General features: G+C 62.2%; 24 protein-coding genes, 1 tRNA gene and 1 pseudogene. 6 read left to right on the top strand and 20 right to left on the bottom strand.

Going from position 1 to position 21,262, the window contains the following annotated elements; genetic code table 11:
* Positions 1–55: 55 nt before the first annotated feature.
* Entirely contained in the window at positions 56–454 is a 399-nt protein-coding gene (locus RHEC894_RS33440) for a (2Fe-2S)-binding protein (protein WP_085738763.1), read from the top strand.
* Complete coding sequence (gene bfr, locus RHEC894_RS21425; RefSeq protein WP_085738762.1) at positions 420–905, top strand: bacterioferritin; 486 nt, start codon at positions 420–422, stop codon at positions 903–905. The genes RHEC894_RS33440 and bfr overlap by 35 nt, the downstream gene beginning before the upstream one ends.
* 87 nt (positions 906–992) lie before the next feature.
* On the opposite strand, the gene RHEC894_RS21420 is transcribed toward bfr, so the two are convergent.
* The 6 genes from RHEC894_RS21420 to rsfS form a co-directional block, all read right to left on the bottom strand.
* On the bottom strand, positions 993–1,526 hold the full coding sequence (locus RHEC894_RS21420; RefSeq protein ID WP_085738761.1) for an RNA pyrophosphohydrolase: 534 nt from the start codon (positions 1,524–1,526) through the stop codon (positions 993–995).
* Between the two features lie 37 nt (positions 1,527–1,563).
* Positions 1,564–2,757: a divergent polysaccharide deacetylase family protein gene (locus tag RHEC894_RS21415; RefSeq protein WP_085738760.1), complete on the bottom strand. Its 1,194-nt coding sequence runs from the start codon at positions 2,755–2,757 to the stop codon at positions 1,564–1,566.
* A 77-nt stretch (positions 2,758–2,834) separates the two neighbouring features.
* Positions 2,835–4,157 carry a S41 family peptidase gene (locus tag RHEC894_RS21410; RefSeq protein WP_085738759.1) on the bottom strand — a complete coding sequence of 441 codons (1,323 nt, stop codon included), beginning with the start codon at positions 4,155–4,157 and terminating at the stop codon, positions 2,835–2,837.
* Complete coding sequence (locus RHEC894_RS21405; RefSeq protein WP_085738758.1) at positions 4,147–5,550, bottom strand: murein hydrolase activator EnvC; 1,404 nt, start codon at positions 5,548–5,550, stop codon at positions 4,147–4,149. The genes RHEC894_RS21410 and RHEC894_RS21405 overlap by 11 nt, the downstream gene beginning before the upstream one ends.
* 188 nt (positions 5,551–5,738) lie before the next feature.
* Positions 5,739–6,221: a 23S rRNA (pseudouridine(1915)-N(3))-methyltransferase RlmH gene (gene rlmH / locus RHEC894_RS21400; protein WP_010069137.1), complete on the bottom strand. Its 483-nt coding sequence runs from the start codon at positions 6,219–6,221 to the stop codon at positions 5,739–5,741.
* A 116-nt stretch (positions 6,222–6,337) separates the two neighbouring features.
* Positions 6,338–6,781 (bottom strand): ribosome silencing factor, encoded by a 444-nt coding sequence (gene rsfS, locus RHEC894_RS21395; RefSeq protein ID WP_010069136.1) that lies wholly within the window; start codon positions 6,779–6,781, stop codon positions 6,338–6,340.
* A gap of 209 nt (positions 6,782–6,990) precedes the next feature.
* On the opposite strand from rsfS, the gene RHEC894_RS21390 reads away from it, so the two are divergent.
* Entirely contained in the window at positions 6,991–7,350 is a 360-nt protein-coding gene (locus RHEC894_RS21390) for a winged helix-turn-helix domain-containing protein (RefSeq protein WP_010069135.1), read from the top strand.
* 12 nt (positions 7,351–7,362) lie between these two features.
* On the opposite strand, the gene modC is transcribed toward RHEC894_RS21390, so the two are convergent.
* The 7 genes from modC to obgE all read right to left on the bottom strand — a co-directional run bounded on the left by modC (position 7,363) and on the right by obgE (position 15,151).
* Positions 7,363–8,430, bottom strand: a complete 1,068-nt coding sequence (gene modC / locus RHEC894_RS21385) for a molybdenum ABC transporter ATP-binding protein (RefSeq protein WP_085738757.1) — start codon at positions 8,428–8,430, stop codon at positions 7,363–7,365.
* On the bottom strand, positions 8,427–9,128 hold the full coding sequence (gene modB, locus RHEC894_RS21380; RefSeq protein WP_085738756.1) for a molybdate ABC transporter permease subunit: 702 nt from the start codon (positions 9,126–9,128) through the stop codon (positions 8,427–8,429). Before modB ends, modC begins: the two co-directional genes overlap by 4 nt.
* A 286-nt stretch (positions 9,129–9,414) precedes the next feature.
* Positions 9,415–10,206 carry a molybdate ABC transporter substrate-binding protein gene (gene modA / locus RHEC894_RS21375; protein ID WP_010066713.1) on the bottom strand — a complete coding sequence of 264 codons (792 nt, stop codon included), beginning with the start codon at positions 10,204–10,206 and terminating at the stop codon, positions 9,415–9,417.
* 748 nt (positions 10,207–10,954) lie between these two features.
* A complete protein-coding gene (locus tag RHEC894_RS21360; protein WP_245339527.1) occupies positions 10,955–11,545 on the bottom strand; it encodes a nicotinate-nucleotide adenylyltransferase in 591 nt (196 codons plus the stop codon).
* Between the two features lie 91 nt (positions 11,546–11,636).
* The gene (locus tag RHEC894_RS21355) at positions 11,637–12,920 is read right to left on the bottom strand and encodes a glutamate-5-semialdehyde dehydrogenase (RefSeq protein ID WP_085738755.1); all 1,284 of its coding nucleotides are present in this window, start codon (positions 12,918–12,920) and stop codon (positions 11,637–11,639) included.
* Positions 12,913–14,082 carry a glutamate 5-kinase gene (gene proB, locus RHEC894_RS21350; protein ID WP_085738754.1) on the bottom strand — a complete coding sequence of 390 codons (1,170 nt, stop codon included), beginning with the start codon at positions 14,080–14,082 and terminating at the stop codon, positions 12,913–12,915. Before proB ends, RHEC894_RS21355 begins: the two co-directional genes overlap by 8 nt.
* Positions 14,069–15,151 carry a GTPase ObgE gene (obgE, locus tag RHEC894_RS21345; protein WP_085738753.1) on the bottom strand — a complete coding sequence of 361 codons (1,083 nt, stop codon included), beginning with the start codon at positions 15,149–15,151 and terminating at the stop codon, positions 14,069–14,071. The genes proB and obgE overlap by 14 nt, the downstream gene beginning before the upstream one ends.
* 84 nt (positions 15,152–15,235) lie before the next feature.
* Between obgE and RHEC894_RS21340 the strand changes: the two genes are divergently transcribed.
* On the top strand, positions 15,236–16,102 hold the full coding sequence (locus tag RHEC894_RS21340; protein ID WP_085738752.1) for an endonuclease/exonuclease/phosphatase family protein: 867 nt from the start codon (positions 15,236–15,238) through the stop codon (positions 16,100–16,102).
* A gap of 39 nt (positions 16,103–16,141) precedes the next feature.
* On the opposite strand, the gene RHEC894_RS21335 is transcribed toward RHEC894_RS21340, so the two are convergent.
* From RHEC894_RS21335 to rplU, 4 genes are all read right to left on the bottom strand, one after another.
* The gene (locus tag RHEC894_RS21335; RefSeq protein WP_085738751.1) at positions 16,142–16,729 is read right to left on the bottom strand and encodes a GNAT family N-acetyltransferase; all 588 of its coding nucleotides are present in this window, start codon (positions 16,727–16,729) and stop codon (positions 16,142–16,144) included.
* Positions 16,726–17,382, bottom strand: coding sequence for a GNAT family protein (locus RHEC894_RS21330; protein ID WP_085738750.1), 657 nt, complete (start codon positions 17,380–17,382; stop codon positions 16,726–16,728). The genes RHEC894_RS21335 and RHEC894_RS21330 overlap by 4 nt, the downstream gene beginning before the upstream one ends.
* A 125-nt stretch (positions 17,383–17,507) precedes the next feature.
* Positions 17,508–17,777 (bottom strand): 50S ribosomal protein L27, encoded by a 270-nt coding sequence (gene rpmA / locus RHEC894_RS21325; protein ID WP_003567620.1) that lies wholly within the window; start codon positions 17,775–17,777, stop codon positions 17,508–17,510.
* 34 nt (positions 17,778–17,811) lie between these two features.
* Positions 17,812–18,129 carry a 50S ribosomal protein L21 gene (rplU, locus tag RHEC894_RS21320; protein ID WP_003543907.1) on the bottom strand — a complete coding sequence of 106 codons (318 nt, stop codon included), beginning with the start codon at positions 18,127–18,129 and terminating at the stop codon, positions 17,812–17,814.
* Positions 18,130–18,434: 305 nt separating this feature from the next.
* On the opposite strand from rplU, the gene RHEC894_RS21315 reads away from it, so the two are divergent.
* Positions 18,435–18,524 (top strand) — tRNA-Ser (locus RHEC894_RS21315).
* A gap of 177 nt (positions 18,525–18,701) precedes the next feature.
* On the opposite strand, the gene RHEC894_RS21310 is transcribed toward RHEC894_RS21315, so the two are convergent.
* Positions 18,702–19,148, bottom strand: a complete 447-nt coding sequence (locus tag RHEC894_RS21310) for a type II toxin-antitoxin system VapC family toxin (RefSeq protein ID WP_085738749.1) — start codon at positions 19,146–19,148, stop codon at positions 18,702–18,704.
* Positions 19,148–19,390, bottom strand: a complete 243-nt coding sequence (locus RHEC894_RS21305; RefSeq protein WP_010067713.1) for an AbrB/MazE/SpoVT family DNA-binding domain-containing protein — start codon at positions 19,388–19,390, stop codon at positions 19,148–19,150. Before RHEC894_RS21305 ends, RHEC894_RS21310 begins: the two co-directional genes overlap by 1 nt.
* A 59-nt stretch (positions 19,391–19,449) precedes the next feature.
* Between RHEC894_RS21305 and RHEC894_RS21300 the strand changes: the two are divergent.
* Positions 19,450–19,711: pseudogene (locus RHEC894_RS21300) on the top strand (thioredoxin); the annotation flags it as partial.
* Here RHEC894_RS21300 and RHEC894_RS21295 read toward each other — a convergent pair.
* Entirely contained in the window at positions 19,709–21,145 is a 1,437-nt protein-coding gene (locus RHEC894_RS21295; protein ID WP_085738748.1) for a DUF6880 family protein, read from the bottom strand. The pseudogene RHEC894_RS21300 and the gene RHEC894_RS21295 sit on opposite strands and share 3 nt — an antisense overlap.
* Between the last annotated feature and the right edge of the window lie 117 nt (positions 21,146–21,262).

The raw sequence follows: 21,262 nt of genomic DNA, 5'->3' as shown, positions 1-21,262 counted from the left end.
GCACTGCATAATCTTGGAGAATAGGCATCGGATTGCCATTCGGGCACCGGGGTCAATGATTCGCAGCTCGAATTTTTTCTTGACAGTCATCATCTTCTTTAGCAGAAAACACGATAGTCAGTGTCATGTTTGGAATGAAGACGTGCTTGTCTGCAGCTGCAATTACATAACCGACAAGGAAATCCGGGAGGTTATCACCAACCTTCTCGATGAAGACTGTTGGCAGCTTATCGTGCCGGCCAAGGTCTATCACGCCATGGAAAAACGCGGCCGTTGCTGCGGCTGTTTCCCCAACGTCGTCGACATCATTATCCAGACGACCGAGGAATATCACGCCCGTCGTCACTCGACGGAGACTGAAATATTTGATTTCATGTCCCGCTTGAAACAATTCCATGAGGAAAACAGGAGAGCGGACATTGAAAGGCGACAAAAAGGTCATCGAGCGGCTTAACGAGGCACTGTTCCTCGAGCTCGGAGCGGTCAATCAATATTGGGTTCATTATCGGCTTCTCGAGGACTGGGGCTACACCAAGCTCGCCAAGAAGGAGCGCGCCGAATCGATCGAAGAGATGCATCATGCCGACCGGCTTGTTGCGCGCATCATTTTCCTTGAAGGCCATCCCAATCTGCAGACCCTTGCGCCTCTGCGCATCGGCCAGAACGTCAAGGAAGTGCTGGAAGCCGATCTTGCCGGCGAATACGACGCCCGCGCGGCCTACAAGAAGTCGCGCGATATCTGTTACGAAGCCGGCGATTACGTTTCCATGAAGCTCTTCGAAGAGCTGCTGATGGATGAGGAAGGCCATATCGATTTCCTCGAAACGCAGCTCGAACTGCTCGGGAAGATCGGCGAGAGCAAATACGGCCAGCTCAACGCCGATTCCGCCGACGAAGCCGAATAAGATTCGAACGAGAAACCGGCCGCTCCGGCGGCCGGCATTGCGCGCTGATCTCATCAGGCGCAAACTCGTCCGGTTATCCCGGATCGATCAGTCTTCCGATTGCAATGCTGCCAGATGCTCGAATTCGGCGACTACCCGGTCGTAGACGGAGCGCTTGAAGGGAACGATCAGGCCCGGCAGCTCCCGCATCGGCTTCCACTCCCAGGCATCGAATTCCGGCTCGTGACCGCCCGGCGGTGGGTTGATGGCGATCTCGCTGTCGCTGCCCTCGAAGCGGAAGGCGAACCAGCGCTGCGTCTGGCCGCGGAATTTCCCCTTCAGCCCGATGCCGATCAGAGCCGGCGGCAGGTCATAGTTGATCCAGTCTCTGGCTTCGGCAAGCAGGGTCACCGTCTTGATGCCGGTCTCCTCGTAGAGCTCGCGGTAGGCGGCATCCAATGGATCCTCGCCCTTGTCGATGCCCCCTTGCGGCATCTGCCAGAGCTGCGGCGAGCCGTCATATTCCGAATTGCCGTCGGGAATGCGCCGACCGGCCCAGACGAGGCCATCGCGGTTCAGGATCATCACGCCGACGCAGGGGCGGTAGGGCAGATCCTCGGCTTTTACGGTCGCCTGGCTCATCGTCTTCTCCGTTCAGCAATCTTTTCGGGGATTGCTCTCAAGGGTTCCGGGGGTCGTTGGAAAGGGCGGCGACGCCGACGATCTCGATGCCGCGCATTGCAGCCTCCTCGCTCCACTTGGCGATGGCGTCGACACTTTCATCGAAAGCCGAGGCGACGCCGATCGCCTGGCCGTTCTTGCGGGCGATACGCTCGAGCTCGTCAAGCTTCTTCAGGACGGCGTTGATATCGAGCTGGCCGTCGAGCTGCAGGTCGGCGAAGGCATAGGGCAGTTCGGTTCCCTTGGCGACATCAGCCGTCTTCGACTGCGCCGACGTGCCGTCGTCGAGAAACAGCAGGCCGCGCTTGCCGAGATCGCGCATGACAGGCTCCATGGCATTGGAGTCCGAGAGGAAACGGCCACCGAGATAATTCATGACGCCGGTATAATTGGTGATCTCGCCCATCGCCTTGTGCAGATTCTCGATGTTGCGGGCGGGCGACTTCGTGGTCAGCAGCGTTTCCGGTCCGGGATCATTTGCCGGGTAATCAAATGGCTCGAGCGGCACCTGCAACAGAATCTCATGGCCGCCGCGGCGGGCCTCCTGCATCCAGCGCTGCAGGCTGTTGCCGCTGGCGGCAAAAGCGAAGGTGATTTCCTCCGGCAATTCGGCAATGGCGCGCTGCGTCCCGGTCTGGCTGAGCCCGAGGCCGCTGACGACGATGGCGATGCGCACACCGCGCGTGCCGGACGAGGGGCGGGCATACTGATCCATCGGGCGGCGGCCATCCGGGCCGACGATCGGAAGTCTGCCAAAAGGAGTGTCTTCGAGCAGCGCTTCATTCGGCTGCGCCGCCATGCGCGGATCCTGGCCGATCTGCATGGCGTCGACCAGTACCGGCCCGCTGCCATCGCGCGGGCGGGGACTGTATTTGGTGACGACGGAGCCGTCGCCGGTGACCATCTGTTCGACATTGGCGCCCGAGCGCGGTTCGGCGCGGGGCATGCCATCCGCCGCCTGGTTGGCGGCGGTCGTCGGCGGCTGAGTTGGATTTTCTGGTGTTGCGGCTTGTTCGGCCGCCGGCGGTTTGGCGCGTTCGAGCCCATCGCCGCGAAACGCCGTATAGAGCGAAAAGCCGCCTATCGCGAACAGACAAAGACTGGCGGCGATGCGGCCGAGGCGCAGAACACCCGGGCGCCGACTGCCGGCTTTGCGGTTGCGGCCCAAAGGCGCATGCAGGTCCGTTCCCAATTTTTCGCCCGCTCCAAAACCGGGAAACAGCAGAAAGGATCAAGGCCGGACGACATGCCCGGCCTTGCGGTGATGAATTACTTGGCGACGACGGCCTTATCCGGGTTCGGCGGGAAGGCCGGATCGGTCTTCTTGCCGCGCAGCAGATCGAGCGCGTAGTTCAGCTGAACGTCGTCCTTCGGATCCGGCGGCACATAGGCAACGGAGCCCGAACCTTCGTCAGTCTCGCTCTGGCCCTTGATATGGCCGCGCAGGCTGGATTCGCCTTCGGTCACCATCTTGCCCTGCAGCTCCTGCGGCAGCGGCTCGTCGACCTTGATGTCGGGGGTGATGCCGGTACCCTGGATCGAGCGGCCGGACGGCGTGTAGTAGAGCGCCGTGGTCAGGCGCAGCGCGCCGTTTTCGCCGAGCGGGATGATCGTCTGGACGGAACCCTTGCCGAAGGAGCGGGTGCCGAGAACGGTGGCGCGGCGCAGATCCTGAAGAGCGCCGGCGACGATTTCCGATGCGGAAGCCGAACCGCCGTTGATCAGTACGATGACCGGCTTGCCGTCCGTCAGGTCGCCCGGGCCGGCATTGAAGCGGCGGGTTTCATCGGGATTGCGGCCGCGGGTCGAAACCACTTCGCCGCGCTCCAGCAGCGCATCGGAGACGTTGATCGCCTGATCGAGCAGACCGCCCGGGTTGAGGCGCAGGTCGAGGACATAACCCTTCAGCTTGTCGGCCGGAACGGTGTCCTTGATCTTCTTGATAGCCTTTTCCATGTCGGGATAGGTCTTCTCGGTGAAGGAGATGATGCGGAGATAACCGACATCGTCCTCGACGCGCGATTTGACGGCCTGGACGGCGACGACGTCACGGACGATCGTCAGCTCGATCGGCTTGTCGGCACCCTTGCGGATCAGGGTCAGCTTGATCGGCGTGTTGACGGCGCCGCGCATCTTCTCGACGGCGTCCTCCAGCTTCAGGCCGCGCACCGACTGGCCGTCGATCTCGGAGATATAGTCACCTGCGAGAACGCCGGCCTTGGCGGCAGGCGTATCGTCGATCGGGGTGATGACCTTGACGAGTTCGTCTTCCATCGTGACCTCGATGCCGAGGCCGCCGAACTCACCCTTGGTCTGGGTGCGCATGTCCTCGGCGTCCTTCGCATTCATATAGCTCGAATGCGGATCGAGCGAGGACAGCATGCCGTTGATGGCGTTTTCGATCAGCTTGTCTTCGGCCGGCGGCGTCACGTATTGCGCACGCACGCGCTCGAAGACGTCGCCGAAAACCGAAAGCTCCTTATAGGTCGAGGATCCGGCCGCTTCTGCCGGCACACCGGCCGAGTAAATAACGCTCATGGCGGTCGCACCCATCAATGCGCCGACCAGAACAAGAGAAGCCCTACGAATCATTGCGTGCCTTTCCAGTGTCTTTGGCGGTCCACCATGGTCGGGAATCGACCGGTTTACCGTCTTTTCGAAATTCAATGTAAAGCGTTGGCCGGTCCGTTTCCAGCGCCAATGCAGTTGCGCTTGCCACTCTTTTTGCGCCCATCACGGCGAGCGGCTCGCCGGAGAAAACGAATTTCCCCTGGCGGGTATTGATCGTCTCCATTCCCGAGAGCACCAGATGGTATCCATCGCCGGTGTCGAGAATGATCATCTGGCCGTAACTGCGGAAAGCGCCGGCGAAAACCACCAGGCCATCGGCAGGCGCCGTCACCACCGTTTCCGGATTGGTGGCGACCGTCATGCCCATGGCTTCGTGCCCCGTGCCGTCGGCATCGCCGAACTGGCGCAGGATATCGCCCGCAACGGGCACCTCCAATTTCGCCTTCAATTCTGCGAAGGGATATGCGGGGGCAATGCGGTTTTTATCGGGCACGCCGCTGTCGGCCAGGGCCTTGGCCTGGGCGCGCTGCTCGTCCGTCATCAGCTTGCGGTTTTCCTCCGCCTGGCGGGCGGCCGCGGCGGCATCGCGCACCGAAGCGATCTCGGATTCCATCGAGGCGACAAGGCCTTCAAGGCTGGTCGCCTTGCCGGCCAGTTCCTCGGAGCGCTTTTTCTCGGCCGCGAGTTCGGCGGCATTGCTGCGGCTGAGCTTGTCGTTTTCGGCAAGCAGCAGATCCATGCGCCGCTCTTCCTCGATACTATTGGTCATCGTTGTCGTCAGGCCGGCTTTCTCGGCGGCACTTGCGGTCTGCAATGCGGCGAGGTTTGCCAGGTCGGCGGCAAGCTTGTCGGTCTCCTTGCGGATGCCGGGCACGACGGCGCCGAGCAGGATGGCGCTGCGCACCGAGGCGAGTGCATCATCGGGGGTGACGAGCAAAGCCGGCGGCGGATTGCGGCCCATGCGCTGGAGGGCTGCCAGCACCTCGGCCAGAAGGCCGCGGCGTTCGTGAAGCGAGCGGCGGATGCCATCCTGCTTGACGCCGAGATCGGCAAGCTTCTTCTCGCTTTCGAGGATCTGCCTGTCGAGCGTCTTGCGGCGGGCCGCCGACTCGATCAGGGCCTGGCGGATGCTTTGCGTGCTCTTTTCGAGATCGGCGATGCTCTGCTGAAGCGCGCTGACCTTATCGGTGGAGAGGCTGATGGTCTTCGACAGGGTTTCGAGTTCGGCGCGGGTCTGGTCGCGCTTAGTGGCCAGTTCGGCGGCCGGATCGGGCGGGGCCGGCGCGGCTGGGGGCTGCGGCGGTGCGGATTGCGCCGCCTCGGCTGCGGCATCCTGCGCCCGAACGGTGAAGGGATTTGCCGACACGGCAATCACCGCCACACCGACACCGGCCGCGATAGCCGGCAGGATCATGCGGTGTCGCCTGGTTGCTGTTGTCGTCATGCGTGTTCGGGCACTTTCTCAAATCGCGCGGAGACTAAGCTGATTTGACACGCTTTGCCAGAACGTTCGAAGCAGAACGGGCCGGCAAGTCAACACGGCTGCGTGACATTGCGACGCATTTTCGACTGATGGGGCCGACCGATGGGGCGGACGCGGCATCAGACGCGGTGATAGGGGTGGCCGGACAGGATGGTGACGGCGCGATAAAGCTGTTCGGCGATCAGCGTGCGCACGAGCTGATGCGGCCAGGTCATCTTTCCCAGGCACAGCGTGGCGTCGGCACGGTCGTAGAGGGAAGGATCGAGGCCGTCGGCACCGCCGATGGCAATGGTCAGCTCGCGTTTGCCCTGGTCGCGATAGGAACCGAGCAGGTTTGCGAAGGCTTCGCTGTCGAGCGCCTTGCCGCGTTCGTCGAGAAGAATGAGGACGCTGCCGTCGGCAAGCGATTTCACGAGCAGCGCCGCTTCCTCGCGCTTGCGGGTTTCCGCATTGGAGGCGCGGCTTTCGGCCACTTCGGCGACACGGGCAAGTTCGAGGCCGACGGCAGGGCCCGCCTTGGCGAAACGGTCGAAATAACGGGCCGCAAGATCCTTTTCGGGGCCGGATTTCAACCGTCCCACCGCGAAAAGACCAATTCGCATTCATCCGCTCCCGCTGATGCGGCACATCGGGCGCAAGAGGCGCCACCGGCCGGTTTTCATGTTCTCCGGCCAGCCAATGCCACATTCAGGCGCCGGACAGAATGCCGGCCTGCCTGTCAGTGCCGTGTTTCTTCATCCATATCCGGAGCCGCCCACATCTTTTCGATGTTGTAGAACTCGCGGATTTCGGGACGGAACACATGCACGATAATGTCACCGGTGTCGATCAGCACCCAATCGCCGCCTTCCTGACCTTCGACGCGGGCCGTGCCGAGGCCGTCGTCCTTCAGGTCGGTGAGCAGGTGATCGGAGATCGCCATGACATGCCTGTTCGAGCGGCCGGAGACGACGATCATGTAGTCTCCCAGCGCCGATTTTCCGGCAATGTCGATGGTGACGATATCTTCGGCTTTGGAGTCCTCGAGGCTGGCGAGGACGGTTTCTAGGGCACGGGCAGCGGCATCGGCGCCACGTTCCGCACTCTTCGGGATAACGGCGAGCGTTTTTCCCTTGGCGTGTACTGTTGTCAGTTTTTTCCCTTTCCTGGAATGACAAACCATGCACAACACATGATCCGATCGAGACCGGATCATGGTTAAGATAGGCATCAAACCATTAATGTTTCAAGACGTGCTAAGATACAGAACGGCTGAAAATCCGATCCGGCGTCCGATTTGAAGAATATTGCCACTCGGGCTGCTTGTGCGGGCGGTGTACAGTTTCCATGCCGCAGCGTAAAGTGCGGCAAATTCCACGATCTCCGGATTCAATGACCGAGTCAGCCGCAAAAAACCTCGTGCCCGTCCTGCGAATCAGCTTCCCGGACGAAGACCGGCTCGGCCATGGCAAGATGGAACTGCTGGAACATATCCGTGCGACCGGATCGATCTCGGCGGCGGGGCGGGCGATGGACATGTCCTATCGGCGGGCATGGCTGCTGGTCAGCGAGATGAACCGGATGTTCTCGGAACAGGTGGTGGAATCGCAACGCGGCGGACAGAAAGGCGGCGGCGCGGCGCTGACGCCGTTCGGCGAGGAGTTGCTCGAGCGTTTCCGCCGGATGGAAAAGACGATGCGCGAAAGCCTCGCCGCGGATCTCGCCTGGCTCGAAGCCAAACGCAGCCTGTAGGGGACACGCCGATCAGGCCTCCAACGCAACCGTCTTGACGACGGCGAAGACGGTCTTGCCGGGGCGAAGATCGAGGCGCTCGCAGGAGAGCATGGTGATGCGCGCAAGAATGGCATCGCCGCCGCAATCGATCAGGATTTCGCCCGTTCCGTCCTCATCCGACGATATCGCTTCGATCCTGCCTTCGAGAATGTTCAGCGCGCTCAGCCCCTCGGGCCTTGTCGTCGCCAGCATGACGTCGCGTGACGGAATGCGGATGCGCACCGGTCTGCCGGGCGCCAGCGCTGCGCTCGGAATATGCAGCCGAGAGGATTTCAGCGCGACGGTCGACAGGCGATGACGCGCATCGAAGCTTTCGACCGTGCCTTCGAGCAGCGCGCCCGCCTCGCGCCGGTCGGCCGCCGCAGAGGGGCGGCTCAATATGTCGACGGCCGGGCCTGTCGCTTCCACCTTGCCATCGCTGAGGACGACCACCTGGTTTGCAAGCCGCGCCACCTCGGCGATCGCATGGCTGACATAGACTATCGGGATATCCATCTCATCGCGCAATCGCTCGAGATAAGGCAGGATCTCGGCCTTGCGGGCCTCGTCGAGGGCGGCGAGCGGCTCGTCCATCAAGAGCAGGCGCGGGGCGGAGAGCAGGGCGCGGCCGATGGCGACGCGCTGCTTCTCGCCGCCGGACAGTTTTGCGGGGCTGCGCTCCAGCAGCGGCTCGATGCCGAGCAGGTCGACGATGCGATCGAAGCTTTCACCGCGCGCCGTTCCCGCTGAGAACCAGCGGCCGTAGGAGAGATTGGCGCGAACGCTGAAATGCGGGAAAAGCCGGGCCTCCTGGAAGACATAACCGAAGCGGCGGCGATGTTTCGGGACGAAGGTGCCGGCTGCGGTTTCGGTCAAGGCTTCGCCGTCAAGGACGACGCGGCCCTCATCCGGGCGGGCGAGGCCGGCGATGATGCGGATCAGCGAGGTCTTGCCGGAGCCGGAGCGGCCGAACAGCGCGGTGACGCCACGCTCGGAGGTGAAGGCGGCGTCGAGCGAAAAGGCGCCAAGCCGCTGCTTTGCTTCGACGATCAGCGTCATTCCGGATCGATCCTCCGGCCGGCGAGACGGGCGAGGCATTCGGAGGCGAGCAGGGCTGCCATGGATATGATGATGGCGACGAGCGTCAGGCGCAGCGCGCCGGCATCGCCGCCCGGCACCTGGGTGAAGGTGTAGATCGCGGCCGACAGCGTCTGGGTTTCGCCGGGGATATTGGAGACGAAGGTGATCGTCGCGCCGAATTCTCCCATCGCCTTGGCGAAGGACAGTATCATGCCGGTGATGATGCCGGGCAAGATCAGCGGCAGGGTGATCGTCAGAAAGACCCAGGCGGGGCCGGCGCCGAGCGTTCCGGCCGCCTCCTCCAGCTTGCGGTCAACCGCCTCGATCGACAGGCGGATGCTGCGCACCATCAGCGGAAAGGCCATGACGGCGCAGGCAAGCGCCGCACCCGTCCAGCGGAAGGAAAGGACGATGCCGAGATACTGGTCGAGCAGGCTGCCGATCGGACCGCGGCGGCCGAACAGGATGAGGAGGAGGAAACCGGTGACGACCGGAGGCAGGATCAGCGGCAGATGAACGATGCCATTCAGCACCGCCTTGCCCCAGAAGCGGCCGCGGGCGAGCAACAGGGCAACGAGAATGCCGAAGGGCAGGCTCGCCAGCATGGCGACGATAGAGATGCGCAGGCTGAGCAGAATCGCCGTCCATTCCTCGTTGCTCAGGCCCAATATGTTCAAATGCGCTGGTCTCCATGAAATCCAAGGCACGCTGAAGCGAGCCGAGACCAGCCCCTCATCCGCCTACCGGCACCTTCTCCCCGTAAACGGGGCGAAGGGGGATCGCCGCAACCTCCCCATCCCTCGCCAACGTCTCGCAGGGCACGTCCCCTCGCCCCGTTTACGGGGAGAGGGTTAGGGTGAGGGGCAACCATCCGCACGAAGCGGGCAGTCAGAATAGTGGGCCAGTAGCCTTGACTGACGCTAAGCTGTCGCCCCTGATTCCGCAATCATCTCAATGTCTCGATCACTTCAGAATGGTGAAACCCTGCGCCGTGAAGAAAGCGGCTGCCTTGTCGGATTTCAGGAAGTCGAGATAGGCTGATGCATCCGGGTTCTTGCTCGAAGCCAGGATGGCGATCGGATAGATGATCGGCGGATGGGAATCGGCCGGGAATGTGCCGACGACGGCGACACCCTTATCGGCGGCGGCATCGGTCTGGTAGACGATGCCATAGGGAGCTTCGCCGCGGGAGACGAGGGCGAGTGCCGCGCGGACGCTTTCGGCGCCGGCGATCTTGGTTTCCACCGATTTCCAGACGCCGAGTTTTTCCAGCGCGGCCATGCCGTATTTGCCTGCCGGAACCGATTTCGGTTCACCCATGGCAAGCTTGCCGTCACCCAGCAAACCAGCGAGATCGAAATCCTGCTTGATCTCGACCGGCTTGGCCTTGTCCTTTTCTGCAACGAGCACGATACGGTTGCCAAGCAGATCCGAACGGCTGTCGGCCTTGATCAGGTTCTTCTTGGCGACGTAATCCATCCAGTCGCGGTCGGCCGAGATGAAAATATCGGCGGGGGCCGCGTTTTCGATCTGTTTGGCCAGCGCTCCGCTCGCCGCATAGGAGGCGACGGCTTCCTTGCCGCTTTCCTTGGTCCAGGCGGCATTGGCGGCATCGAGCGCATCCTTGAGGCTCGCCGCCGCAAAGACGGTGAGCTTTTCGGCTGCGGCGGCCGGCGCTGCAAACGCTGCGGCGCCAAGCCACAGGGCCGATATCGCGGCGGTTGCCAGTTTCATCCATTGGCGGCGGTTCTGCATGATTCACTTCCCCAGGGTTCGAAATGTTGCGACGAATATAACGGGTGGTGCGGTTTGGCTAGGGGATATATCCAGGAAAATATAACCGCAGGGATTCTGCGTCGCATTCTCGATGCGCATGGCTTGGATAAGAAACGGGATCTCTTGGGCAGGAATATCCGGCGGGCATTCTGCAAAGCGCAAGGCTCCCGGAGCCGGCGCCATGCACCGATGATTCGTGCTGATAAAAACGCCATTTCCGATGCAATATTTCCGGGCAGGCTTGCAATCGATGCATTGCTGCAATGCAACAATCAATCTTCACCTTCGTGCGGAATCTGATAAAACATACTCATCGAAACGGCTTTCTCCTCCTCCCATAGCCGTTCGACAGGGTCGGCAACACTCCTCCTCCCAGTTGTCGATCGAGTTTATAAGCCCGACGGATCCTCCCCCGTCGGGCTTTCTCGTTTTCAACGTCCTTGAAATCTATTCGGCCTAGAGCCTTTCCGGGTCAGATTGCAGCATTCTGCCGGAGCAGGTTTTCGTCAGGGCAAAGGCGATTGGCGACGGACATACCCGCAGGTACGTCCGAGCCGATCGCCTTTGATCCTGGCGGAAAGATGCCCAGCCCTTCGGGTTGGCTGAAACGGGCCGGCTGATCGACCGGCCGGCTTGGCCGTAGAACCGGGCTACGACACGCGCCGGCCGGTCGACCATCCGACTCCGTTTGAGCCAACAGAATGCTGCAATCTAACCCGGAAAGGCTCTAACTGTCCGACGCGCCATTGCGGATTGCCGTCGAGCTCAGGCCGGAGCGCGGCCCGTGGATGAAGGTCCAGGCCGGCGCCGGTTTCTTCCAGAGAACCCGGGCATCATCTTCGTCGACACGGGCGAAATCGAAGGTCCTCGTCATCTTCGAGGAGAGGTAGGAAAGCGTCGCGCCCGGCCGGTCGATCACCGCGATCGGGAAGGTGCGGGCAATCTCCTGCCATTTCTGCCATTTGTGAAAGGTCTGCAGGCTGTCGGCGCCCATGATCCAGATGAAATGCACATGCGGATTGCGGGCCTTGACGCGGGCAAGCGTGTTGGCGGTGTAGCTGACGCCGAGCGCCTGTTCGAAGGCGGTGACCTTGATGCGCGGATCGGCCGCAATACGCTCGCTTTCGGCAAGGCGCTCGGCAAGCGGTGCGAGCTGATTGCGGCTCTTCAGCGGATTGCCGGGGGTGACCATCCACCAGAGCTGGTCGAGGCCAAGCCGCTTGAGCGCGATCTCGGCGACCAGCGCGTGGCCCTGATGCGGCGGATTGAACGAACCGCCGAACAGACCGATGACCATGCCGCGCTCGCTGTGCGGCATGCGGAGATAGTGCCGGTCCACATTTTCGATCAGCACGTCGGACTCGGTCGTCTCGTCAGGCTTGGGCGTCACGTCAGGTTTGGGCGTCACGTCAGGGCCGCGTCTGTCCGGCGCCGTGCACCCGATATTTGAAGGAGGTCAGCTGTTCGACGCCGACGGGGCCGCGGGCGTGCATCTTGCCGGTGGCGATGCCGATCTCCGCCCCCATGCCGAACTCGCCGCCATCGGCAAATTGCGTCGAGGCATTGTGCAGCAGGATCGCCGAATCGACCTCGGTGAAGAACCGCGCGACGACCTCGGGGTCCTCGGCGATGACAGCCTCGGTGTGGTTCGAGGAATAGGTCTGGATATGGGCGATGGCGCCCGATATGCCGTCGACGACGGCGACCGAAATGATCGCGTCGAGATATTCGGTCGACCAGTCCTCCTCGGTCGCCGGCTTCATGCCGGGGGCGACCTTCAGCACCGTCGGCGATGCGCGGACCTCGCAGCCGGCTTCGGTGAGAACCTCGAGCAGCGGCGTCAGATGCGTGCCGATTGCGGCGCCATCGACCAACAGGGTTTCGGCGGCGCCGCAGATGCCGGTGCGGCGCATCTTGGCGTTGACGACGATCCTCTTCGCCATCTCGATATCGGCCGAGCCATCGACATAGATGTGGCACAGGCCTTCGAGATGGGCAAAAACCGGTACGCGGGCCTCGCTCTGCACCCGGGCGACCAGGCTTTTGCCGCCGCGCGGCACGATGACGTCGATCGCGCCGTCCAGGCCGCGCAGCATGGCGCCGACGGCGGCACGGTCGGTGACCGGGACGAGCTGGATAGCATGCTCTGGAAGCCCCGCTGCCCTCAGGCCCTCGACCATGCAGGCATGGATAGCCTGCGATGAGCGGCGCGAGTCCGAACCGCAGCGCAAGATCACGGCATTGCCCGCCTTGAGGCAGAGGGCGCCGGCATCGGCCGTGACGTTGGGCCGGCTTTCGAAGATGACACCGATGACGCCGAGCGGCGTGCGGACGCGCTCGATCTTCAGGCCGTTCGGCCGGTCCCAGGCGGCGATGACTTCGCCGACCGGATCGGCAAGGGCGGCGATGGCGCGGATTCCCTCGGCCATTTCGGCGATGCGCTTGTCGTTCAGCGTCAGCCGATCGACGAAGGAGGCGAGCATGTCGCTGCCTTCGATATCCTTCAAATCCTTGGCGTTTTCGGCAAGAATATGCGCCTTGTTCGCCAGGATCGCATCGGCCATGGCGTTCAGGGCCTTGTTCTTCGCCTCGGTGGACGCAAAGCCCAGCGGTCGCGCCGATGCCTTTGCCTTGCGGCCGATGTCGTTCATCAGCACGTCAATGTCAGGGCTTGGCGCAACGGTATCAAGCATAGCTCGCGTCCTTCTTCTGCCTTTCCGATTTCGAACCGATCGGCGCGGTCATCACCATATCGTCGCGATGGACCATGGCGGCGCGCCCGGCATAACCGAGGATGGCCTCGATCTCCGCCGATTTGCGGCCGGCAATCCGGCGGGCGTCGTCGGCGTCGTAGCTGACCAGTCCGCGGGCGATCTCGCGGCCTTGAGGGCCGATGATCGCCACCGTATCGCCGCGGCTGAAGAGGCCGGAAACATTGCGCACGCCGGCGGGAAGCAGGCTCTTGCCGGCCCCGAGAGCGGTGACGGCGCCGTCATCGACATGCAGTTCGCCGGCCGGCTGCAGCTGTCCGGCGATCCAGGTCTTGCGGGCGGTTACCGGCGTGCCCGACGGCGCGAACCAGGAGGAACGGGCGCCGTTTTCGATCGCCGACAGCGGGCTGTCGGTCTTGCCGGAGGCGATGATCATGGCGCAGCCGGATGTCGTGGCGATCTTGCCGGCATCGATCTTGGTGCGCATGCCGCCGCGCGACAGCTCGGAAGCAGCACCCCCGGCCATCGCCTCGATCTCCGGCGTGATTGCCGAAATCGTCTCCAGGAAGGTCGCGTTCGGATCGAGATGCGGCGGGGCAGTATAGAGGCCGTCGATGTCGGAGAGGAGGATCAGCAGGTCTGCACCGGTCATCGTCGCGACGCGGGCGGCCAGCCGGTCGTTGTCGCCGTAACGGATTTCGCTGGTGGCGACCGTGTCGTTCTCGTTGATGATCGGCACGGCGCCGATCTTCAAAAGCTGATTGATGGTGGCGCGGGCATTCAGATAACGGCGGCGCTCCTCGGTATCGCCGAGCGTCAGCAGGATCTGGCCGGCGACGATCTCGTCCCGCGACAGGCTTTCCGACCAGGCGCGCGCCAGCGCGATCTGGCCGACGGCGGCCGCCGCCTGGCTTTCTTCCAGCTTCAGCGCGCCGGAGGGCAGATCGAGCACCGAGCGGCCGAGCGCGATTGCGCCGGAGGAAACGACGAGCACGTCGATGCCTTTGGCCTTCAGGCCTGCAATATCGGCGCACATGGCGTCGAGCCAGGCTTTTTTCAGCCCGGCCTTGCGGTCGACCAGCAGCGCGGAGCCGATCTTGATGACGACGCGGCGGTAGCGGCCAAGCGGCTTACGGCTGGTCATCGGCCTCATCCTCACCCTCATCGGCGACAACAATGTCGCGATGCCTGAGCTTCGGCACCTTGGCCGGCTTTTCCTCGGCATTTTCCTCGACGATGATGTCGCGCAGCGCCCGCAGCACCTCGGTCATGCCCTTGCCGGTGACGGCCGAAATCAGGAACGGCGTCTTGCCGCAGGCCTTGGCCAATTCCTTCGTCTTCTTCTTCAGCTCGGCCTCGTCGAGCACGTCGATCTGCGACAGCGCCACGATCTCCGGCTTGTCGGTCAGATCGTTGCCATAGGCTTCGAGCTCGTGTTTCACCGTCTTATAGGCTTTGCCGACCTTTTCCTCCTGGGCGGAGACGAGGTGCAGCAGCACCCGGGTGCGCTCGACATGGCCGAGGAAACGGTCGCCGATGCCGACCCCCTCATGGGCGCCTTCGATCAGGCCCGGAATGTCGGCTAGGATGAATTCCCGCTCGTCGATGGTGGCAACGCCAAGATTGGGATGCAGTGTGGTGAAGGGATAGTTGGCGATCTTCGGCCGGGCACGGGTGACCGATGCCAGGAAGGTCGATTTGCCGGCATTGGGCAGGCCGACAAGACCGGCATCGGCAATCAGCTTCAGCCGCAGCCAGAGGGTCTTCTCCTCGCCGGGCAGGCCGGGATTGGCCCAATCCGGCGCCTGATTGGTCGAGGTCTTGAAATGGGCGTTGCCGAAGCCGCCATTGCCGCCATGGGCGAGGCAGTAACGCTGGCCTTCGACGGTGAGATCGCAGATCAGCGTTTCCCGGTCTTCCTCGAAAATCTGGGTGCCGACAGGGACCTTGAGCGTCACATCGCTGCCATTGGCGCCGGTGCGGTTTCTGCCCATGCCGTGGGTGCCGATCGTCGCCTTGAAATGCTGCTGGTAGCGAAAATCGATCAGCGTGTTGAGGCCGTTGACCGTCTCGACCCAGACATCGCCGCCGCGTCCGCCGTCGCCGCCGTCGGGGCCGCCGAACTCGATGAATTTCTCGCGCCGGAAGGAGACGCTGCCCCCGCCGCCGTCTCCGGATCGGATATAGACCTTTGCTTCGTCGAGAAATTTCATTTTACTTCCAGTATCCGGTGGCGGTTGGACGGCCCGTCTTGGCCCATTCGATATAGGCGGTTCCGACGGAGGTCAAAGATTATCGTGAATTTTGCGAGCTATAACATACAGTACGGCTTTGGTCTTGACGGCAGATACGATCTCGGGCGGATTGCCCGCAGCCTCGAGGGCGCCGCTATCATCGCGCTGCAGGAGGTGACCCGCGGCTTCGCACGCAACGGTTTTGCCGACATGGTGGCCGACCTTGCGGCCTTCTTTCCCGACCATTTCTGGGTGTATGGGCCGGCCTGCGACATGCATGTCGAGGCTGCCGGAAGCGAGCGCCAGGCGGTGCGGGGCATGCGTTTCCAGTTCGGCAATATGGTGCTGTCGCGCTGGCCGATCCTTTCGACCCGGACGCTGCTTCTGCCGCGCAGCCGGACGATCGGCAAGATCAATCTTCAGCGCGGTGCAACCGAGGCGGTGATCGCGGCGCCCGGGGGCGCGATCCGCGTCTATTCCCTCCATCTCGACCACGTCTCTCCGGACGAGCGCATCCACCAGCTGCAATTCCTGAACGCCCATATCAACGCTTTCGTCCACGAGGGCGGGTCGCTGACCGGCGGTGGCGAACTCGATCTGCCGGAGCCGCCGCTGCCGGAGGATTACCTCGTCATGGGCGATTTCAACATGGAGCCGGAATCGCCGGAATATTGCGCGCTTGCCGGCGCCGGCGGCGGATATTACGGCCGTATCACCCGGATCGGCACGCCGATCGACGCCTTTGCGGCGCTCGACGCCTACCGCCCGGATAGCTACAGCTGGATGAATCCCGAAGATCACAGCGAACGCATGCATCTCGATTATTGCTTCGTCAGTTGCGGCCTGAAGGACCGGTTGAAATCCGCCCGGATCGATACGCAATCCGTCGGTTCCGATCATTTCCCGCTCTGGGTCGAGATCGGCGATTGACGGAGACGCCGCCGGTGTGACGGCGTCCCTCTTTTTTAATCAGGCAACCTTCCGCTGCTGCAGCATGCCCGGCTGCAGCACGGTTTCGATGTGCGAAACCATGGTGTTGCGGGCGAAACAATAAATTTCGCCGCAGCCCACCATGCGGAAACCGAGCTTCTCCTGCAGCCGCAGCGACGCCGGATTATCGGCGAAGACGCCGGAATGAACGGGCGTCTCCGGCATGCGGCGCGAGAAGCGCTCGATAATTCCAGCCACCGCCTCGCTCATATAGCCGCGCCGCCAGTAGTAGCGGTTCAGCCAGTAGCCGAGGTGCCAGCGGCCGTGGCGCAGCTCGATCGAGACGGTGCCGATATGGACATCGTCCTTGCCTGTTATCGCCAGCGGCCAGTCGGGCAGGGTGCCCGAGGTGACCGGCATCAGCCAGTCCAGCGCATCCTGCCGGTCGAACGGCGCGGGGACGCGGGACAGCATGCGCGTGACCGCGAAATCGGAGAGCGATTCCGCAATCGCAGGCGCATCGCTCAGCCGGTGGGGGCGAAGCGTCAGCCGGGCCGTCGAGATGACAGGCGCAGGGCCGGGCATCATCGGCCTGGTATCCGACCTTTGCAGTGCCGTCGTGCTCATGCGATGTTCCCCCAGCTTCGGAGCGATATCCAGGTCTTGCGGTCGAGCCTGTACCATTCCACCGGCACGTTGCTGCCGAGTGCCAGCGAAGCGGCGAGCCCCGATCCCTGGAACTGGAAGCCGCACTTCTGGATGACGCGGCGCGAGGCGACGTTCATCACCCGGCAGCGGGCGTCGATCTGATCGACGTTTTCCCGGGTTCTGAACACCATATCGACCAGGGCATGGCAGGCCTCGGTCGTATAACCCTTGTTCCAATAGGGTTCGCCCAGCCAGTAACCGATTTCGACGGTCCTGCCGTCGGCATGCGGCTCGACGCCGCAGCAGCCGATAAAGGCGCCGTTTTCGGCTTTGGTGATCGCATAGACGCATTTGCCAATCTCGCCATTTCGCGTACGCCAAACAAAGTCGGCGGCATCATCGGCGGTATAGGGATGCGGCATACGCGATACCATGGTGGCGACTTTGGCGTTGTTGGCGAGATGGGCAAGGGCGTCGATGTCTTCTTCGTGGGGCGCGCGCATGACGAGCCTTTCCGATAACAAGACAGGGCAATCGGTCCTTAACCGCTCCGGCCTCAGCCGTTCCATGGGAGACCGCTGGTCTTCCCGGGGAGACCGTGATTGGTCTGCCCTTAACAATTCGCCTTGCATGTTCAGTCCTCCTGTTTGGACAAAGAAAAAGGGGAGATGGCGCCCCATCTCCCCTGTTTTCTGGACTGAACCTGGTACGGCCAGCCGGGTCGATGAGACGCCGGCTGTTTTAGAGCGCTACCGGCTTATTCCGCTGCTTCCGCTTTCGGCATGACAGACACGTAGACGCGACCGTTGGCCTTGGTTCGGTAGTTCACATTGCCGGCGGTAAGCGCAAAAATCGTGTGATCCTTGCCGAGGCCGACGTTGGAACCCGGATGCCACTGCGTCCCGCGCTGACGCACGAGGATGTTGCCTGCGATGACGGCTTCGCCGCCGAACTTCTTCACGCCAAGGCGCTTGGATTCGGAATCGCGACCGTTGCGCGAGGAACCGCCAGCTTTTTTGTGTGCCATTGGAGTTCTCCTTTAAACCTGAAACCCGTTGATCTTACTTGGCAGCCACGATGTCCGTGATACGGACGACCGTGTGATGCTGACGATGGCCGCGCGAACGCTTCGAATTCTGACGGCGGCGCTTCTTGAAGGCGATGACCTTCTTGCCGCGGTTCTGCTCGACGACTTCTGCCTTGACAGAGGCGCCGGTGACGAAGGGCGCACCGATCGCAGCGTCGGCGCCTTCGCCGATCACGAGCACTTCGGTGAATTCAATGGAATCGCCAGCGGTGGCTTCCAGCTTTTCGATGGTCAGCACGTCGTTGGCTGCCACACGGTACTGTTTACCGCCGGTCTTGATGACTGCGAACATTTTTTATCCTTTCATGTTCGTTCCAGCTCTCCTCGCTACTTGAGCAAGGCGGCCGTCTTTTTATCAGTCGAAGTTAAGCAGGGATTTCAGAGGGAAACCTCGAACTCTTCCTGCCGGTGAAGTGTCCCACGCGAGCGCGAGACGAGCAAGGCACGGATTTCTCCAAACCTATTGCGCAGCCGAGATACGCGAGTGTCAAAAAGGTGTCAAGGCAAAAGGATGGAATGCTTCGACTTTTCGGCTTGCCAACCCGTCATATGCTCGTTATGAGAACGCCCGCGCCGAACAAGCGCCGACCTGACCGCGGAGAGGTGGCAGAGTGGTCGAATGCACCGCACTCGAAATGCGGCATACCTGCAAGGGTATCGTGGGTTCAAATCCCACCCTCTCCGCCACGTGGAACTTGGACCGTAGGTTTCCCCGCGATCTACCAATTTCTCTCAATCTTAGATGCCGCTGCCGAAATTGGCTGGGGCACTCTCGGCACATCCTTGCGGGAACTGCAAGGCAACGGGCACGAGCGCCTAGGCCAGCTGGGTGGGCGCCCGTGAGTCGAGCAAGCGCGATCTGTTTTAGCCGTTTCCTATTTCGTGGGTGCCGGCGGCTAAGGGGCTTGCCCAGTCAAGCACTTGCAGGCCAGGCACACGGGTGAACTCGCCTGTATTGGCGGTCACCAGCACCGTGCCGGCTCGGCGCGCTTGGGCGGCGATCAGCACATCGTACGGCCCGATCGGTGTGCCCTGTCTACGGAGATGGGCGCGAATATCCGCTGCTTCTTCTGCGTCGCCTTCATTGAAATCGATCAAAGAAATCCCGCTCGCAGCGATGAACAGGGCGATCTTCTCCTCGTTCGCGTGTCGGCGCTCGCTGGCTGCGGCACCATACATCAGTTCATGATAGACGATGATTGACAGGCCGAGCGGGGTTCCTGCATTTCGCGCCTCATCGAAGCGCTCGCGAACTTGACGTGGCCGTCCGTTCAACAGCGCGATTGCGGCATTGGTATCAAGGTGGATCATCAGTCGAACACGGCGCGGTCGGCTGGCATTGATGGCTGCTCACGACCTTCGGGCATGAAAGGCGTGTCGCCAACCTTGTCGATTGCCGCCCAAGGCATGGCGTTGTCTGCGTAGAGCGGTTCGAGGATCACTCGATTGCCGACGCGGCTGACCCGGACCTCCTTGCCTTCGAAGCGGAACTCTTTTGGCAGGCGCACGGCTTGGCTGCGCCCATGCGTGAACAGCTTGGCGGTCGCGCTCATGGTGAGAGACTCCCTTGGTAGATACTTCTCAATATCTATCATCTATTGAGAGCTGTGGTCAATTGATTCAGGTAGTGCAGGATCGGCTGTCCTCAGCTTCCCCGCCTGCAGTCGCAACCCTGGCATCTATATTCCGGCGTGATCGTCGGCTGCATCATCGCCGCCTCGACGCTGGAAGGCGGCAAGGAGACCGCCAAGAAGGTCATGGCCGCCATCGCCGCGCATCGCGAGGAATTCGAGTTCGAGCGTCATGCCGGCGGCCCGAACATGGATGTGACGCCGAACCAGATCATCGAGCGTCTGGAAAGCTACAGCGGCCTAACGCGGTAGACTCCAGAAGCCATGCTTCTTTCCATGTTGGCGCTTCAGTTCGGTGACATAGGCGTCGTGAGGCCGGGCGCTGCCGAAATCGTCGATATGAGGGGCGAGTGAGGCGCATTCCGCCAGGTGGCGCGCGGCGTGCCTGTAACGGCTGGATCGGCCGTAATCGAGAGCGAAGCCGATCATCGCCCGCAGCAGCATGGTTGCGGCGAGCGGGTATTTCTCCTGCAGTATCTCGGCGGCCGGTGTCATCAGCTCGTACAGGTTGCCGTCCAGTTCGGCCTGGCGCCTGGATATGAGTTTTGCTGCTTCGGCATGTGCGGGCCAGGTGAGGAAAAAGGCAAGCGCCGGGTGAACATCCGGAAAATCATGGACGAAGGCGAATGCCTTCTCCTCGGCCTCGATATCGTCGAAGTCGGGGAGCCTTCGCAGGAAAGCGCGAAGGTGCTCGCCATTCAGCGACTGCTCGAAGCATTGCCATTGATAGGCCCGCGCTTCCTCCCCCCGCCCCAGGGCGTCGAGCGCCTCGACGCGGGCGCGCTGCCATTCATAAGGCAGTTCGAACCGACCCCGGTGATCGGCGGCGTCCAAAATCTCCAATGCTTCGCCGGCGCGTCCAGCCAGGATCAAACGGTCGGCGATCTCGGTTGCGATCGTCGGCGCCCTTAACGTTTCTTTCGGCTGCTGGGCGATGAAGGCATCGACATCGTTCTCAGCATCGGCAATTTCCTGCAGAGCGATTCGCGCCGTCTGCTGCCGATGGCCGGCGTAGATCTCGTCCCTGAAGATCGGCCCATTGCCGCCCCAGCCGAAAATCTCCCGGTCGGCGTCGGCGGGCTTCTCCTCCGCTTCGTTCGACCATTGCACCAGAAGGCTCTTCAGCCGTTCCAGGCCGTCCTTGCCCAACGCCGGAACCATTTCGGCAATCAGCGGATCATATTGCCCGTGGTCGTTATCCTGCAGGGCATCGAAGACCTTGTCGGCAAGGATATCGACACCGATAGAAGCGGCGCTGGCGATGACGCCGGCATCGGCGCATGCCTGGTGGAACGTCTCGATGAACACGCTGTCGCCGCTGCTGGATCGCTCGAATATCGTGTGGGCGACGGCAAGGAATTGCCAGATGAGATCGAACGCTTCCTTCGGATCGTCGGCGGCGACGACCGTGACGATCGTAGATCGCTGCGTTTCGAGGTCGGCGTTAACAGCTTTCACCTTATGCCATTCGATGAAGCTGCGGGCTCGCGCGATGCTGGCGAGGCGCTTGCGCACCTCACGCGCCACTTCCGCACTGCCGTGATTGCCGGCAAGCTCCATGCGAAGCCGTCGTTTGTGGGCGGCGCTGCCAGTGCTGATTTCGATCAGCAGTTCGGCGAGACGCTGCGCGCCGAGAGCTTCCAGGTTTTTCGCGTTGAGAGTTGTCTTTGCTGCCATGACCACCGCTATCGTTTCAGGCGACAGTATCTCAGCGTTCCGGTCAGTCCAAGGTGCCGGGTGAGGAGACGCCGGGATAATTCCAGCTGCAGCCATACTGCGAATTCGTATGACTTT

This window comes from Rhizobium sp. CIAT894 (assembly GCF_000172795.2).
Classification (GTDB): Bacteria; Pseudomonadota; Alphaproteobacteria; order Rhizobiales; family Rhizobiaceae; genus Rhizobium.
This window is presented reverse-complemented; position numbering and strand designations above follow the sequence as displayed.

What these genes read in the sequence shown, in the direction of transcription:
- RHEC894_RS33440 (WP_085738763.1), top strand. Translation starts at nt 56, where the DNA reads ATGATTCGCAGCTCGAATTTTTTCTTGACAGTCATCATCTTCTTTAGC.
- RHEC894_RS21420 (WP_085738761.1), bottom strand. Translation starts at nt 1,526, where the DNA reads ATGAGCCAGGCGACCGTAAAAGCCGAGGATCTGCCCTACCGCCCCTGC.
- RHEC894_RS21410 (WP_085738759.1), bottom strand. Translation starts at nt 4,157, where the DNA reads ATGATTCGTAGGGCTTCTCTTGTTCTGGTCGGCGCATTGATGGGTGCG.
- RHEC894_RS21405 (WP_085738758.1), bottom strand. Translation starts at nt 5,550, where the DNA reads ATGATCCTGCCGGCTATCGCGGCCGGTGTCGGTGTGGCGGTGATTGCC.
- rlmH (WP_010069137.1), bottom strand. Translation starts at nt 6,221, where the DNA reads ATGCGAATTGGTCTTTTCGCGGTGGGACGGTTGAAATCCGGCCCCGAA.
- rsfS (WP_010069136.1), bottom strand. Translation starts at nt 6,781, where the DNA reads ATGGTTTGTCATTCCAGGAAAGGGAAAAAACTGACAACAGTACACGCC.
- RHEC894_RS21390 (WP_010069135.1), top strand. Translation starts at nt 6,991, where the DNA reads ATGACCGAGTCAGCCGCAAAAAACCTCGTGCCCGTCCTGCGAATCAGC.
- modC (WP_085738757.1), bottom strand. Translation starts at nt 8,430, where the DNA reads ATGACGCTGATCGTCGAAGCAAAGCAGCGGCTTGGCGCCTTTTCGCTC.
- modA (WP_010066713.1), bottom strand. Translation starts at nt 10,206, where the DNA reads ATGCAGAACCGCCGCCAATGGATGAAACTGGCAACCGCCGCGATATCG.
- RHEC894_RS21360 (WP_245339527.1), bottom strand. Translation starts at nt 11,545, where the DNA reads ATGCCGCACAGCGAGCGCGGCATGGTCATCGGTCTGTTCGGCGGTTCG.
- RHEC894_RS21355 (WP_085738755.1), bottom strand. Translation starts at nt 12,920, where the DNA reads ATGCTTGATACCGTTGCGCCAAGCCCTGACATTGACGTGCTGATGAAC.
- proB (WP_085738754.1), bottom strand. Translation starts at nt 14,082, where the DNA reads ATGACCAGCCGTAAGCCGCTTGGCCGCTACCGCCGCGTCGTCATCAAG.
- obgE (WP_085738753.1), bottom strand. Translation starts at nt 15,151, where the DNA reads ATGAAATTTCTCGACGAAGCAAAGGTCTATATCCGATCCGGAGACGGC.
- RHEC894_RS21335 (WP_085738751.1), bottom strand. Translation starts at nt 16,729, where the DNA reads ATGAGCACGACGGCACTGCAAAGGTCGGATACCAGGCCGATGATGCCC.
- RHEC894_RS21330 (WP_085738750.1), bottom strand. Translation starts at nt 17,382, where the DNA reads ATGCAAGGCGAATTGTTAAGGGCAGACCAATCACGGTCTCCCCGGGAA.
- rpmA (WP_003567620.1), bottom strand. Translation starts at nt 17,777, where the DNA reads ATGGCACACAAAAAAGCTGGCGGTTCCTCGCGCAACGGTCGCGATTCC.
- rplU (WP_003543907.1), bottom strand. Translation starts at nt 18,129, where the DNA reads ATGTTCGCAGTCATCAAGACCGGCGGTAAACAGTACCGTGTGGCAGCC.
- RHEC894_RS21310 (WP_085738749.1), bottom strand. Translation starts at nt 19,148, where the DNA reads ATGATCCACCTTGATACCAATGCCGCAATCGCGCTGTTGAACGGACGG.
- RHEC894_RS21305 (WP_010067713.1), bottom strand. Translation starts at nt 19,390, where the DNA reads ATGAGCGCGACCGCCAAGCTGTTCACGCATGGGCGCAGCCAAGCCGTG.
- RHEC894_RS21295 (WP_085738748.1), bottom strand. Translation starts at nt 21,145, where the DNA reads ATGGCAGCAAAGACAACTCTCAACGCGAAAAACCTGGAAGCTCTCGGC.